Here is a 14973-nt window from a genome sequence, read left to right as displayed (position 1 = left end):
TAATTTCCTCCTACCCGGATGACTTTAACATACTCTCTACATAGTTTGCTGAGGACTACACTGTATTTTCAACTTATACTACTGGATTAAACATACCCTTTGCGTAGTTTGCTAAAGACCCTTATTTTGCTTTTTTTAAGCAACCCGGTTTATAAACCCATTTTTAAAAAAACAGTTGTTTTTTTAAGGCCTCTTTAAGAGCGACCCTAAAGACATAAATCCGTTATCCCATGATAGCCAGGTGGTTAGACATACCCACAATAATGGCAATCATAATAAAAAACATTAATCCTACTGCCGCGACTGCTGCCAGCATTAAAAATAAATGAGAACTCATAATCTCTAATACGGCGGCTGTTTTACCATCCCCCAGGGGTTCAGCTACTGCAGCCGCCACCTTGTAGATTAAAGCAATAGCTGCAATCTTAATTAAAGGAAACAAAACTATGCCCAGAATAATTACCACCCCAAATATCCCCAGGGCTTGTTTAATCATAACTACATAACCGGCTGCCACCTCAATAGTATCGGAAAACATTTTTCCTACTACTGGAATAGCATTATCAGTCACGAATTTAGTAGTACGCAGGGTAACTTTGTCCAATACCGATGCATAAACAGCCCGCATAGTTAAAATACCGACAAATAAGGTTAGAAAGAATCCCAATGATAATTGAGCCAGTTGGGTAAAAAACCGGGCCATTCGTTCTACTTTAAGGGAATCTGACATCTGGTTGATGAGACTTAAAACTGCCGACATAATGATAAGGGGAAAGACAATATTACTAATAGCGTTGGCAAAGGCACTGGCCGTGGTCATCAATACTGGGAAAAACATTACCGAAGCATTAATATTTCCCAGCCCCGCAACTAACACCAGCATTTGCGGCAGCATCCCTAACATAAATGCCACCATCTGATCAATCGTCTCTTGTCCTATATCCAGAACTATTTTGAAAGATCCCAGGGCAATGGCACATAAGGCTAAAAAACAAGCCAGGTAGGACATACGGGCTACTCCGGAAGAAAAGGAGGTTTGTAGATTAATCAGCAAAGCGGCCAGAACAGCCAAAATAAGTAATTTACCTAATAGATTGGAGTTAGCTATGATCTCTTTAAATAGAAAGCGGACCATATTCTCACTGATTTCCGCCAGATCAAATTGCCAGTCCCCGCGGGTAAAATCAGCCAACCACTCCTTTACCGAACGGCTATGTATATAGGAACTGATCTCCCCATCAATTTTGTTTTTATATTCCTCCATCACCCCAAAATCGATATTATCCACTGTATCCTGTATAACCGAAAGATCTGTTTCTTCAGCCATAATAGGCCGGGGTAGCACTACTATAAGTAGTATCATTCCAATAATTACGATAATGACATTTCTCACCGGCAACCCTCACCTTACTGCATATTAGCCCGGCATAATATCCATTAGGGACTCTAGGATGGCAATCATTATAGGTAGAGCCAGCACAGCGATGATGATTTTAGAAGCAAATTCTACTTTTTTGGCTACTGCTTGCTCACCAGCATCCTGGCAGATAGCAGCCGTAAATTCCCCCAGGTAGGCCACCCCCAGTATTTTTAGCAGGGTGGTAAGAAAAAAGTAGTTCATTTCTGCTCTGCGGGTCAGTTCCTTCATCACATCTATAATCGCAGCCATTTTGGCCATCATAAAGGTAAAGATAACCACCCCAAATACAATACTTAAAAGAACTGCCATAACCGGTTTTTCCTGGCGCAGGATTAACAGCATAACAGTGGTAACCAGAGCTAGTCCTACGATCTGAGCGATTTCCATCCCCATCTCCCCTTGCCATATCTGAGTCTAAAAAACTGGTGGCTGTTTACAAATTGAATACAGATCTTACCACCGTAAACAATTGATTCATCAATTGGACCACGATGATTAAAACTACTACTACCCCGGCCAGGGTTAGCATTTCAGCCTGTTCTTCCTTCTTAGCCTGTGTAAGTACTATAGATAACACTGATATAAGAATGCCAATCCCTGCTATACGAAATATAATATCGATGTCCATAAGCGCCCCCCAAAACCATTCAAATTTTGCCATGGTTACTTTAAAACTGACCTGTTACATCTTTAAAGAACCAGATTATCTTAAAATGCTTCCCGCCTAACCACAAAAGATGCCCCAATAATTCCTGTTAGGGAAGCAATCTTTTTAAATAAACAACAAAACTACGACTGCACCTAGTATGAATCCCCCATAACTCCATAACTTATGTCCAGAATCAACCTCCTGAAGGGCCCTGGTTTCCAGGATTTTTATTTCTTCCTGGAGAAGAATAAAGAAATTCCTTTGACTGACCGCATCCGACATTCCCAACTGCAGGGCAGCCGTTGCTAAAAGTTCAATATCCTGATTATGCAAATCAGAATCCCGCCCCAGAACCTTTAGCCCCTCTTGCCAGGCTTCCCGGGCAGTAATCCCGGCCCGGTTTTTCAACCGGTATGCCGATTCCTGAAATAGTTGTGCTACTGGAGCATGGCAAAAATTAGCCGTTCGTTCCATGGCTCGACTAAGGGGCATTTGCGCATAACTAATATCCTTTTCCAAAAAGTCAATCGCCATTCGCAATTCACGTAGCTGTTGAGCGCGGCGGGTGAGCTTTCCGGCCCTGGCCAAACCCCATCCGCCAAAACCAGCTATAGTAAAGGCTATACCTATTGTTTTCAACCACAACATACTAATCCCACCTAACTACGTTGGCTACCTGTCCCGGTTTTTTTCCCCGGTACAAAACTATACCAGTCTTAAAAGCCTTCATCTCCAGCAGTTCGCTCATTAGGGGGCGACTTTTAACTTCCTCTATACTACGGGCATGGATACTAGTAATAATAGTGACTCCAGCATGCAAACATTCGTGAATAGCTTCAATATCTTCCCGACGCCCAATTTCATCAGTAATAATCACCTGGGGTGATAAAGAGCGAATGGCCATAATCATCCCCAAAGCTTTAGGACAGGCATCTAAAACATCAGTACGCGGGCCAATATCCATCTGGGGTATCCCCCGGTAACAACCGGCAATCTCGGATCGTTCATCGACAACCACCAGATTGCAGGGCTTTATTGAGCCAGTCCCATAAGAAAAAATACGGGTAAGATCTCGTAAAATAGTAGTTTTACCACAACGGGGCGGGGAAATAATTAAGCTGTTAACCGGTTCTGCTCTAGGAGCAATATGATTTAGTAAAGGAAGGGCACAGCCCTTTATTTCCCTGGCTATGCGAAAACAAAGGGAGGAAAAATCCCGGATAGTCTTAATCTCCCTTCCCTGCATAACAATCTGACCAGCTAGTCCCACCCGGTGCCCCCCGGGAATAGTAATAAAGCCCCGCCGGATTTCCTCTTCAAAGGCATATAAGGAGTTATCACTAATGGAAGCAATTGACCGGTAAACATCATCCTGGCTTACCTGGTAGCCTCCCAACAGATTCCTGGATATTTCACCTCGATTATCCACAGTATAGTCGCCATCACCTAAACGTAATAACAACGGATGTTTACTGCGGAGCCTGATTTCCTCTAACTGGTTACAGACTTTATCATCCAGAGAATAAATTAATTCCTTGATAGTCGGTGATAAAAAGGGAATGATTTCATTTCTTACCACAGCTAAATCTGACCCGGCCATACCTTATTCACCACCTTGTTTTATATAGATATTGACCCGGGTAACAAAATATTCCACCATTGATGGGGGTAATAGTAGTAGAAGGATAAAATAAAAGGTTAATCCCTAAAAGAAAAATAAAAAGCACCTGCCCAGCTCAATAGCCGGATCAGATGCTTTTTTCAGATACCAAATTTACTGCTAATCAGGAGGGGGAAGGATTCTCTATTTCGTCTTCAATATCAGTAAACTCGTTTTCTATATAGGCAGGATCATAATCAAAGGATCCTTCATGGACAAATACCACTTCATTACAGCTTGGACAGATAATCTCCAGGGTATCATCTTCGTCTAATACATCCGCTTCCAGGTACAGGTGTTCCCCGCAAGAGGAGCAATCAAACTCGATAAAATCTTCCTCATCTAAAATGCTTTCTTCCAGATCGAAAAGGTCGTCATCTATACTTTCCACGTAATCTTTAAACTCTTCAAACTGATACTGTAGATGAGTGACGGCATCTCCTATTTCCTCCAATACTTCCAGCATTCCGGCAATAATTTTGCCCTGAGGACTACCTCCACTGATATTTAGTCCTTCACAAAGTCCCTGTAAATAACTTACTTTTTCGGAAATGTCACGCAAAATAAAATCCTCCTTTTCCATGCGAAATAAGAAGTCTATCTTTATTATTTGCATAAAAAGGAGGAAATACCCGGTAAAATTTATGAAATTTTTTTAAGCTCTTTCCATATACTCCCCAGTACGAGTATCAATACGTAAAACATCTCCGCTGTTGACAAACAAAGGAACCTGTACTACTGCTCCCGTTTCCAGGGTGGCATTTTTGGTAGCCCCGGTAGCTGTATCACCTTTAACACCAGGTTCGGTCTCAACAACTTTTAATTCTACAAAATTAGGCATCTCAACACCAATTATATTCTCCTTGAAAAACAAAACCTGTATATTCATATTCTCCAACAACCACTTTACACCATCACCAATCTGATCAGGCATAATAGTGAGCTGTTCGTAATTCTGGGTATCCATAAAAACATACCCGTCACCATCATTATAAAGGTATTGCATCTCCCGGCGTTCCAGGTGAGCACGGGAGACTTTCTCACCGCCCCGAAAGGTTTTTTCCACTGTACCTCCGGTCTGTACATTTTTTAGTTTAGCCCGGACAAAAGCGGCACCTTTGCCAGGTTTAACGTGCTGAAAATCCATGACTTGATAAGCCTGACCATCCATTTCAATGGTGACACCAGTATGAAAATCGTTTACTGAGATCATCCTATCCCTCCGTTATAGTAAAAGTAGATTTTTATCGGAGTGGGTGATTATTTCATATCCCCTCTCCTTTACAATTACGCTATCCTCGATGCGTATTCCTCCCCAACCAGGTATATAAATCCCTGGCTCAATGGTTATAACCATGTTAGTCTCCAGTGTGGTTGTACTACGCGGAGACACATTAGGCTGTTCGTGTATTTCCAATCCCAGCCCATGCCCAGTTCCATGTTTAAAATATACATCCAGCCGGAATTTTTGCAAAGCCTTTCTTACCTGCTTATCAATATCAACACAGGGCATCCCGGCCCTGACTAATGAAACTCCCAGCTGTTGTGCTTCCAATACGGCCTGATACCGGGCACGTAAATCCTGGTCTGCTTTCCCCATCACTATTGTTCTGGTCATATCCCCGGCATAACCCTGGAAAAAACCGCCAAAATCCAAAGTAACCATATCACCAACCCGGATTACCCGATCACCCGGTCTTCCATGAGGAAGAGCAGCATTAGACCCAGCTACGGCGATAGTATCAAAAGCCTCCCCTTCACAGCCCTGCTCCCGTAAAAGATATCCTATACGATTAGCTACCTGCCCCTCACTTAAACCTGGCTTTATGTAGTCAACTATCTGATCAAAAACCTGATCACTGATACGGGCACTTTCTCTTAAATATTCCAGTTCCTGATTATCTTTTTTTACCCGTAATTGCTCTACCATACCATTGACAGGGGCCAGACGATCAGGAAGTTCTCTAGCCCATTCCTGATAAACTTCCCAGGTAATATGGTGGCTTTCAAATCCTATTCTCTTGCATCCTGCAGCCGCTTCCTTTATGTAATCCACTCCGGGAGGAATGATCTCTACTAAAGTCCATTCCGGAGCCTCTCTCCCCGCCTGCTCAGTATAGCGGGAATCAGTAAAAAGGTAACCAGTATTACCGGTAATCAACAAGCGCCCATCTTCCCCACCGCTGAATCCGGAAAGATAACGGATATTTTCAGCCTTGGTGATTATCATAGCCTCCAGGTCATTCTTTTCCATTAGTTTACGCAAACGATTAACTCTATCTTTAATAGTTATCACCCTCATCTTACACAGGTAAACCGGCCCATAAGACTTTTTCGCATAATATAGAGTAAAGAAAATAGTTTTACAGGCGAAACATTCCATACCTCCACCGTTGCTGTTACACTAAGCTTTTAAATCCTACCCGGCTGTATATACCTAAATAATTTGGCATCTTAAGCCTCTTAAAGAGTATCAATGAACCTGCTTTTTTAAGATGTAAACTGCTGCTTCTACAGCCAGGTGATATCCCATACTCCCTAAACCAAAAATTCCTCCTACCGCCACCGGTGAAATTAAAGATTGGTGGCGAAACTCCTCCCGGCGAAATATATTGGACAGGTGTACTTCAATAATTGGCAAGTCAACCGTTCTGAGAGCATCAGCCACGGCAATACTATAATGGGTCAAAGCCCCGGCATTAATAATAATTACCCCATACTTACCAATAGCAGAGTGGATATAATCAATAATTTGCCCCTCATGATTAGACTGAAAGCAGTCCAGCCTAATCCCCTGACGGGCGGCTATCTCCACCAGTTCCCGGTTGATATCATCCAGGGTCTGGTGCCCATAAATTTCCGGTTCCCGCTGGCCCAGCATATTCAAATTTGGTCCATGAATAACTAATATCCCCAACATTATATTTTACTCCTAATCTCCACTGATACTAAGATTTTTGATACGAATAGTAGGGGCAGCCTTTCCCCCATAAAAGCGAAGATCATTTCCTACTAATTCTACATCCTGGAGCAATTCCCGCAAGTTTCCGGCTATAGTTACCCCCCGCACGGGATAGGTAAGGTCGCCGTTTTCTATCATTATCCCGGCTGCTCCCACCGAAAAATCACCGGAAATAGGATTAGCAGTATGCATCCCCATGACTTCTGTAATGTAGAATCCTTGTTTTACACCAGCAATTATTGCTTCACTACCTTCTGTACCCGGGAGTAATATGAAATTAGTGGTACCTACACCGGGCAAACTACGAAACGAGCCCCGCTGCCCGTTGCCGGTTGGATCTACTCCAGCTTTCAGCGCATTATAGTAGTCATAAAGAAAGGTTTTAAGAGTTCCCTTTTCGATCACATCAGTCTTTCGGGCCGGTACCCCTTCACCGTCAAAGGGAAAACTGCCCATCCCGTTGGGGAAGGTGGCATCATCTACAATGGAGACTGCCGGCGAAGCTACCTGTTCTCCTATCTTACCTGCCAACAGGGATCGTCCTTTCTGAACTGCTTCTGCATCAACCATCTGAGCTATTAACCCCATGAAACGGGTAACTACATATGGTTCCATTACACAGGGAAAATGACCGGAAGGAATAGTACGGGCATTTAGGCTACGCAAGGCCCTGTAGGCAGCTTCCTCACCGATAAAATTCGGGTCCAGATCAGCCAGATGTTTGCTGCCCATTACAGAAAAACCGGTCTGGGCTTCGTTTTTATCTTCGGCCACCACAAAAATATATGACCCGCAGAAATTACTGCTGCCTAAAGCATTTACCCCACGGGTATTTAAAACCAGGGTAGTATATTCACCATCTTCATACCCGGCTCTTTCCACTATAGTTATGCGCTTATCAACAGCCCGAGCCGATCTTTCCACCTGGCGGGCTAGTTCAATTTTGTCTTCCAGCTGGCTAGTATTAATAACCGGATCATATATCTCCATATCTGGATATTTTAAGGGCCCCTCCGGCAGAATATTGTAAGCATCAGCTTCGGTAAAAGCGGATATACGTACCGCATCATCTACAATTCCCCGCACTGCCGTTTCCGAAAGGTCACTACTAAAGGCAAAACCTACCTGCCCTCCTTTAAATACCCGCATCCCTAGTCCTATTTCTTCAGCCTCTTTAAGGGTCTCTACCTGCCCATCAATAACTTCAATACTCAGCTCACGGCTGTGCAGGAGATACACTTCTGCCTCCACCGCGTGGCGGCCAGCTTCATCAATAGCCTGTTGTCCAATCTTCTCGAGATAGGTTTTCATTCTATGCCTACCTCCTTTTAATCTGTGGAAGGCTAGTTTCATCCCCGGACATAATCCCTCCAACGGTTAATTCTTTTATACGAATGGTAGGCTGGGCATCTGCCACCGGAACCCCCTGCCCATCCTTACCACAAGTTCCTATACTAAATCCCAGGTCATGACCAACCCGGTCGATATTTGCTAAAACCTGGGGTCCATTACCAGTCAGGGTGGCCCCCCGTACCGGGAACTTAATTATACCATTTTCAATTAAATAACCTTCCTGAACTTCAAAAACAAAATCCCCGTTAGTTGTATTAACCTGACCACCACCCATTTTTTTAACCAGTAAACCTCGGGGCATTGATTTAATCATTTCTTCCGCATCATCTGGTCCAGGAGCAATAAAGGTATTAGTCATACGGGGAATAGGTTTATGTTGATAAGATTCACGCCGGCCGTTACCAGTGGAATTAACCCCATCATGTAAAGCGGTAAGCCGATCATACATATAACTTACCAGCTTACCATGATCAATTAAAACCGTACGCTGCCCGCTGATTCCCTCGTCATCAAAGCAAAGAGTGCCATATTTCCCGGTCAGGGTAGCATCATCGATAACACTTACTTTTTCACTGGCTACCAGGCTACCCATTTTATTGCGATATACCGATAGCCCCTTTTGCACGAGATCAGCTTCCAAACCATGACCACAAGCCTCATGAATCATGGTGCCACCTGCTTCACATGACATCACCACCGGCATCTTTCCTACCGGAGCAGGCCGGGCATCCAGCATCTTCACCGCTAATTCCGCCGCTCGTCGGGCCATATCCGCAAAAGAAACCTGATCAAGTATTTCCCAACCCATAACACCACCGGCTGATTCATACCCGGTTTGCACCAGATTGTCCCGGGCCGCTACTGCATTTACAATGAGTCGTACCCGCACTCTTTCGTCCTCAACCAGCTCACCAGCACTGTTAGCTATCAATATCCGCTTATGGTTATCGCCCCCGCCTACAGTAACCTGACGAATTTCCTTGCTTACCTGGCGGGCGGATTGATTAGCCGCCATTACCTGTTCAATTTTTTCTTCAAAAGAAACATCCTGCGGCAGGCGTTTAAAATTTAATTGGTAGGCAGCCGGTTTGACCGATAATGCAATAGTAGGCGCAGTACCAGTATGGTTGGAACGAGCAGCATGATTAGCTACTGCGGCTGCTTTAAGCAGCCCGGGTTCCGACAAATCATTAGTGTAAACATAAGCGGTATTCCCTCGGGTAACTACCCTGATACCAGCACCTTTTTCCCTCCCGCTGTGCACCCTTTCAATACGATTATCTTCACAATAAATACTGCTGGACTGTTTTTCTTCTACATATATTTCCGCAAAATCTCCGCCCCTTTTAAGGGCTTCACTTAGAACCATGGATAGCAGATCTTTATCTAACATAAACAACCTCCCGGCTTAACCATTGTATTAAAACTTAACCTTCAAGACCGGCGGTAATATTTCAGGGAACATTTACTTTGGTACAGGTGGTACCCGGCCCTAGTTTATAATCAATTAGGTTTTCCCCATCTACACTCATTTTCGTTTTATGCCGTACAGGTAAGAAAACTTTCTGCCCCTGTTATTGTTTACATAATAAAGGAAAAAATACGCCCGTCACCTTTCTTCCCGGTCATAGGCCACCCCTAAGGCGGAAGGAGCTCCGGCCTCCTGACGAAGGCGAATAGTTACCAGCACTAGTACCAGGATAGTAAGCAGGTAAGGGAGCATAGCCAAGAAAAAAGAAGATATCTGTATACCGGCAGTCTGCATACGGAAAGTTAAAGCTTCTACCCCACCGAACAGATATGAGCCTACAATAGCCCGCAGGGGATTCCACAGAGCAAAAATAACTAGAGCTACTGCGATCCATCCCCGACCAGCCGTCATATTTTCCTGCCAGGAAGGAGCATAAGCCAGAGATAGATAAGCCCCTCCTAATCCAGCTAAAATACCACCAGTAATCGTACATAGATAGCGCACCCGGGAAACACTTATACCTACGGCATCTGCTGCTGCCGGATTTTCGCCCACTGAGCGAATAGCCAATCCCCAGCTGGTACGATAAAGTATATACCACAGGAAAATAGCAGTTAGAAAACTTATATATACCAGCACATCCTGCTGGAAAAATATAGGCCCGATTACTGGAATCTTATCTAACAGGGGAATTGAAAAATGGGCAAAGGGATCCACAGTCGGCATTCCCTGATAACTTTTGCCCAGAAAGCCACTTAAACCAGTACCAAAAATAGTCAGGGCCAAACCACTTACCACCTGATTGCCACGCAAGGTAACCGTAATAAAGGCATGAATCAAAGCCATACAGCCACCACCTATCATGGCAGCCATAATTCCATACCAGTGATTTCCGGTATTATTGGTAAAGATAAAACCCATTACCGCCCCCACCAACATCATACCTTCAACCCCTAGATTAAGGATACCTGATCTTTCCGCCATAACCTCTCCCAGTGCAGCAAACAATATAGGGGTACCAGCAACAATAGCCGCAGCCAGCAGAGGAACTAGTGAGCCTATTTCCATGTCTCATCCTCCTTTACCACAGCCAAACGGTATTTCATAAATATCTCTCCTGCCAGGAGGAAAAAAAGCACGGCACCCTGGAGTATTTGTACTGTGGAAAATGGAATTCCAAAAGTTTGTACTCCAAATCCTCCCACCAAGAGGGCTCCAAAGAGAAAAGCTACCAGTATTATGGCAAAAGGATTCAATCGAGCCAGCCACGCTACAATGATTCCGGTATATCCATACCCAGGGGAAAAACCTTGTTGTAATCGGTGAGTTATTCCTGATACTTCGATCATACCAGTAATTCCGGCAATACCTCCACTGATTAACATAACCATAACTATATTACGGGCTACATTCATTCCTGCATAGCGGGCAGCAGCCTGACTTTCTCCCGAAACTTTTAACTCATAGCCCCAGCGAGTATACTGCAATACTAGATAAAAAAGCAGGGCTATGATTATAGCCAGAACTAGTCCCATGTGGACACGACTATGGCCCAGCGTGGGTAAATAAGCCGCAGGTGTAAAACGGGGGGTCAAAGGGAATCCCATACTCTGCGGATCTTTCCAGGGTCCAAAAACCAGATAATTGACCCAGGATATGGCCACATAGTTTAACATCAGACTAGTAATAGTTTCATTTACCTGCCAATAGGCACGTAAAACTCCCGGAATGAATCCCCACAAAGCTCCACCAATAAAACCAGCCAGTAACATTAAACCTAGTAATAGAGGACTACTAAGATCCCCTAAGGCCAAGGCTACTCCACTAGCGGCAAAGGCTCCCATATAAAGCTGCCCCTCCGCTCCGATATTCCATAGTTTCATGCGAAAAGCAAGTGATACTGCCAGGCCGGCTAACATAAGGGGTATAGCCTTAACTATAGTTTCTGATATAGCATAACTGCTGCCAAAAGCCCCTTTAAACATACGGAAATAAGTTTCCCCGGCATCCAACCCGGACAGAGCCAGAAATACCCAGCCGAAAGCCAATGCTAATAACACCGAGAGCACCGGAACCATAACTTTAGCCGACAGGGAATCATGCTGACGACGTACTAATCTTATTTTATACATGTTCCCCCTCCGCTTTTTGGGCACCTAACATCAAGGCCCCGATTTGATCTATGTCAGCAGTTGCCACATTGAGAACTGCTTTAATTTCACCATCATACATTACCCCCACCCGGTCAGCCAGGCGGAAGATATCATCTAAATCTTCTAAAACCAGCAATATCCCGGTTCCTTTTTCCCTCTCCTGTAAAAAGATCCGGTAAACCGTTTCAGCAGCAGCTACATCAAGACCTCGGACCGGATAGGAAGCAATTAAAACCCGGGGATTCTGGTCAATTTCCCGACCCAGCAATAACTTCTGCAGGTTACCGCCGGAAAGATAATTAATTGGGTGACGCACATCGGCAAGAAATACATTATATCTCTCTACTAGATCACGGCTGTACGCATTCACCTTACGATAATTTATAAACGGCCCTCGTCTAAATTCATCTTCCAGGTAATTTCTCAAAATGGTGTTATCCATAACATTAAGATTAGGCACCAGGCCCATCCCCATACGATCCTCAGGGATCATATGCAAACCCATCTTGAGTCGCCGGCGAATACTTAAATGGCTGATATTTTTCCCATCCAGCCTTATTTCTCCCTGCTCTACCGGACGCAATCCCGACAAAGCCTCCACCAGTTCCCGTTGACCATTACCAGCTACTCCGGCAATAGCCAGAATCTCTCCCTGACGGATATTAAGATCTACATCTTTTAAGGCGATATGCCCCTGATCACCTAGAACTCTAAGTCCTGATACCTCCAGAATATTCTCCCCTGGGGAAGTTCCCCGTTTAACTTCCTGGTACACTACTTCACGGGCTACCATCATACGAGTCAGGGTAACCTCATCCAAATTTTCAATATGATCACTGCCTACTACTTCCCCTCTACGGAGTACGGTAACATAATCGGCAATTTCCATCACTTCATGGAGTTTATGGGTGATTAAAACCACCGCTTTACCCTCTTCTGCCATGAAACGCAGGGTATTAAATAGTTCTTTTACCTCCTGAGGAGTCAGTACAGTAGTCGGTTCATCCATAATTAATACATCACAGCCCCGGTAAAGCATTTTTAGTATCTCTACCCGTTGCTGCTCTCCCAGGGACAAATAGCTAATACGGGCCGACGGGTTAACATTAAGTCCAAACCGGGCCGATAGTTCTCGGGTCTCCTTTTCAATATAATCAGGCTTTAACAAAAATGGAGATTGACTGGCTCCCAATATAATATTTTCAGCCACCGTAAGGTTATTAACCAAACGTAAATGCTGATAAATCATGCCGATCCCAGCACTCAAGGCATGACGGGGCGAACGGAAATTTACCGTTTTACCTTTCACCTTAATATACCCGGAATCGGGCCGGTACAGGCCGGCTAAAATACTCATCAGAGTTGATTTACCAGCTCCATTTTCACCTAACAGGGCATGGATCTCGCCTGGATATACCCGAAAGCTAATATCGTGATTTGCTCTAACACCGGGAAAACTCTTCCCTATTCCAACCATTTCGATAACAGGAACCCGCTTCAATATGCTCCCTCCAACTGAAAAGGCGGCGTAATGCCGCCTTTAAAGTATCACTATTGCTTACTGGCTGATGGTTCCCTCTACTCCGGAAACAAACCAGTTCATGCTCAACATTTCCTCATCAGTAAGCTTCTTACCCTCAGGAACCTTAAGGGTGCCATCCTGCGCGTAAATCGGTCCGGTAAATACGTCCCATTTACCGCTCTTTATTTCTTCTTGCTTTTCATTGACAGCTTTTTTAATCTCTTCAGATACTTTATCGGAAATAGGGGCTAATCCAATGATTCCATCTTCCAGTCCACCCCAATACTTCTCGCTCTTCCAGGTTCCGTCCATTACGCCCTTAACAGCACGTACATAATAAGGGCCCCAATTCCAAACCGGGGAAGTCAGATGAGCCTTAGGAGCAAAGCTTTTCATATCGCTATTATAGCCAATAGAGAGAATTCCAGCTTCTTCGGCCGCCTGCTGCACTGCAGGGGTATCCGCATGTTGAGCCAACAGATCACATCCGTCCTCGATCAGACTCTTGGCGGCTTCCTTTTCCTTGGTTGCATCTACCCAGGTCATAGACCATACCACTTTTACCTTTACATCAGGATTAACGGCTTTGGCACCTAGTGTAAAAGCATTAATTCCGCGGATAACTTCAGGAATTGGATAAGCAGCCGCATAACCGATGGTATTATTCTTAGTCATAGCACCTGCAATCATACCGCTTAAATAGCGCGCCTGATACATACGGCCAAAATAGGTAGATACATTGTCGGCTTCAGTTAATCCGGAACAATGCAGGAAGGTAATATCCGGATAACGCTTGGCAACTTCTAAAATAGGATCGCCATATCCAAAACTGTTCGCCACAATAATCTTACAGCCTTCCTGGGCTAATTGCTCAATACTTCTTTCCGCATCGCTGCCTTCAGGAACATACTCCAGAAAAACTGTTTCTACCTCAGGAATTTGCTCTTCCAGGTATTTACGACCCTGATCATGAGAAAAAGTCCATCCTGCATCACCAGGAGCCCCGATGTAGATAAAACCTACTTTAATTTTTTCATCGTTAGCTCCACCAGCATCTTTACCGTCCTCGTTTGCCTGTCCACCGCATCCAGCTACAAATACGGTCAGGAAAACAAAGACCAGGGCCAGCATACCCAGCTTCCTCATTTTCATGGTTTAAAAACCTCCCCAGTTTAATTTTTACCTATGTTTTGGACTCACCTTAAAATTAAATCCAAAGTGTTCGTATTCGACATACGAGCCCAAAATCCTTCTTTATAACACTATAAATACCATAAATTCTTATCGAAAAACAATAATAAAGTAGGTAATATGTTCAATAACCTAAATGAATAAATAAAATCGCCCCTTGCCATACCCCCCCCATAGTATATTACAATGCATTTAAACAGAACTATTAAAGGTAGGTGACCACTATGTTTGATATTAGCGAAACGGCTCACAACTACATCAACCGTAAAGGCAATCATGTACGGGTATTTCTGGAGACCTACCGTTCAGGTGGCGGTTGATGCCCTTCGCGGCAGGTAACCAGCCGCGTACCAGTCGTTCGATTGGGTGAACCTTCTCCGGGTGAAAAAAAATACTTTACCAATGTGAATATTAATGGCATAACGGTCTGGTATGATAAAAAGGGCATACAGCCGGAGACACCGGACCAGCCTATAGTTATTGGAACTCAGCAAATACTATTCGGGCATTCTCTTAAGATTAGCAACGCCCGTCAATATGTAACCACAACCTGACCTAATAAGAAGAAATGTCGATCTATTTAATAAAGCCG

Annotated in this window: 15 protein-coding genes; all 15 read right to left on the bottom strand. The window is 44.2% G+C overall.

All coding sequences use genetic code 11. The annotated features are described in order from the left end of the window. Positions 1 to 223 precede the first annotated feature (223 nt). On the bottom strand, positions 224 to 1393 hold the full coding sequence (spoIIIAE, locus tag ACZ5Q0_RS10590) for a stage III sporulation protein AE (RefSeq protein ID WP_446818011.1): 1170 nt from the start codon (positions 1391 to 1393) through the stop codon (positions 224 to 226). A 24-nt stretch (positions 1394 to 1417) separates the two neighbouring features. Beyond that, positions 1418 to 1807, bottom strand: a complete 390-nt coding sequence (spoIIIAD, locus tag ACZ5Q0_RS10585) for a stage III sporulation protein AD (RefSeq protein WP_446818012.1) — start codon at positions 1805 to 1807, stop codon at positions 1418 to 1420. A gap of 46 nt (positions 1808 to 1853) precedes the next feature. Further along, positions 1854 to 2048, bottom strand: coding sequence for a stage III sporulation protein AC (gene spoIIIAC / locus ACZ5Q0_RS10580; protein WP_446818013.1), 195 nt, complete (start codon positions 2046 to 2048; stop codon positions 1854 to 1856). 144 nt (positions 2049 to 2192) lie between these two features. Then, the gene (locus ACZ5Q0_RS10575) at positions 2193 to 2717 is read right to left on the bottom strand and encodes a hypothetical protein (RefSeq protein WP_446818014.1); all 525 of its coding nucleotides are present in this window, start codon (positions 2715 to 2717) and stop codon (positions 2193 to 2195) included. 1 nt (position 2718) lies between these two features. Continuing rightward, positions 2719 to 3669, bottom strand: a complete 951-nt coding sequence (gene spoIIIAA, locus ACZ5Q0_RS10570; RefSeq protein ID WP_446818015.1) for a stage III sporulation protein AA — start codon at positions 3667 to 3669, stop codon at positions 2719 to 2721. Positions 3670 to 3853: 184 nt separating this feature from the next. After that, positions 3854 to 4291, bottom strand: a complete 438-nt coding sequence (locus tag ACZ5Q0_RS10565) for a CD1247 N-terminal domain-containing protein (protein ID WP_446818016.1) — start codon at positions 4289 to 4291, stop codon at positions 3854 to 3856. Positions 4292 to 4384: 93 nt separating this feature from the next. After that, a complete protein-coding gene (gene efp, locus ACZ5Q0_RS10560; RefSeq protein WP_446818017.1) occupies positions 4385 to 4942 on the bottom strand; it encodes an elongation factor P in 558 nt (185 codons plus the stop codon). Positions 4943 to 4954: 12 nt separating this feature from the next. Then, positions 4955 to 6031 carry a M24 family metallopeptidase gene (locus ACZ5Q0_RS10555; RefSeq protein WP_464827139.1) on the bottom strand — a complete coding sequence of 359 codons (1077 nt, stop codon included), beginning with the start codon at positions 6029 to 6031 and terminating at the stop codon, positions 4955 to 4957. Between the two features lie 171 nt (positions 6032 to 6202). After that, positions 6203 to 6649, bottom strand: coding sequence for a type II 3-dehydroquinate dehydratase (aroQ, locus tag ACZ5Q0_RS10550; protein ID WP_446818019.1), 447 nt, complete (start codon positions 6647 to 6649; stop codon positions 6203 to 6205). Between the two features lie 12 nt (positions 6650 to 6661). Next, positions 6662 to 8002, bottom strand: coding sequence for a TldD/PmbA family protein (locus ACZ5Q0_RS10545; protein WP_447182525.1), 1341 nt, complete (start codon positions 8000 to 8002; stop codon positions 6662 to 6664). 7 nt (positions 8003 to 8009) lie between these two features. After that, positions 8010 to 9437: a TldD/PmbA family protein gene (locus tag ACZ5Q0_RS10540; protein ID WP_446818021.1), complete on the bottom strand. Its 1428-nt coding sequence runs from the start codon at positions 9435 to 9437 to the stop codon at positions 8010 to 8012. Between the two features lie 216 nt (positions 9438 to 9653). Continuing rightward, positions 9654 to 10583: an ABC transporter permease gene (locus tag ACZ5Q0_RS10535; protein ID WP_446818023.1), complete on the bottom strand. Its 930-nt coding sequence runs from the start codon at positions 10581 to 10583 to the stop codon at positions 9654 to 9656. Further along, positions 10574 to 11647, bottom strand: coding sequence for an ABC transporter permease (locus tag ACZ5Q0_RS10530; protein ID WP_446818024.1), 1074 nt, complete (start codon positions 11645 to 11647; stop codon positions 10574 to 10576). Before ACZ5Q0_RS10530 ends, ACZ5Q0_RS10535 begins: the two co-directional genes overlap by 10 nt. Next, positions 11640 to 13169 (bottom strand): ABC transporter ATP-binding protein, encoded by a 1530-nt coding sequence (locus ACZ5Q0_RS10525; RefSeq protein ID WP_446818025.1) that lies wholly within the window; start codon positions 13167 to 13169, stop codon positions 11640 to 11642. The genes ACZ5Q0_RS10530 and ACZ5Q0_RS10525 overlap by 8 nt, the downstream gene beginning before the upstream one ends. A gap of 57 nt (positions 13170 to 13226) precedes the next feature. Continuing rightward, on the bottom strand, positions 13227 to 14336 hold the full coding sequence (locus ACZ5Q0_RS10520; protein WP_446820769.1) for a BMP family ABC transporter substrate-binding protein: 1110 nt from the start codon (positions 14334 to 14336) through the stop codon (positions 13227 to 13229). Positions 14337 to 14973 lie beyond the last annotated feature (637 nt).

The organism is Syntrophomonas erecta subsp. sporosyntropha (assembly GCF_055395365.1).
This window is presented reverse-complemented; position numbering and strand designations above follow the sequence as displayed.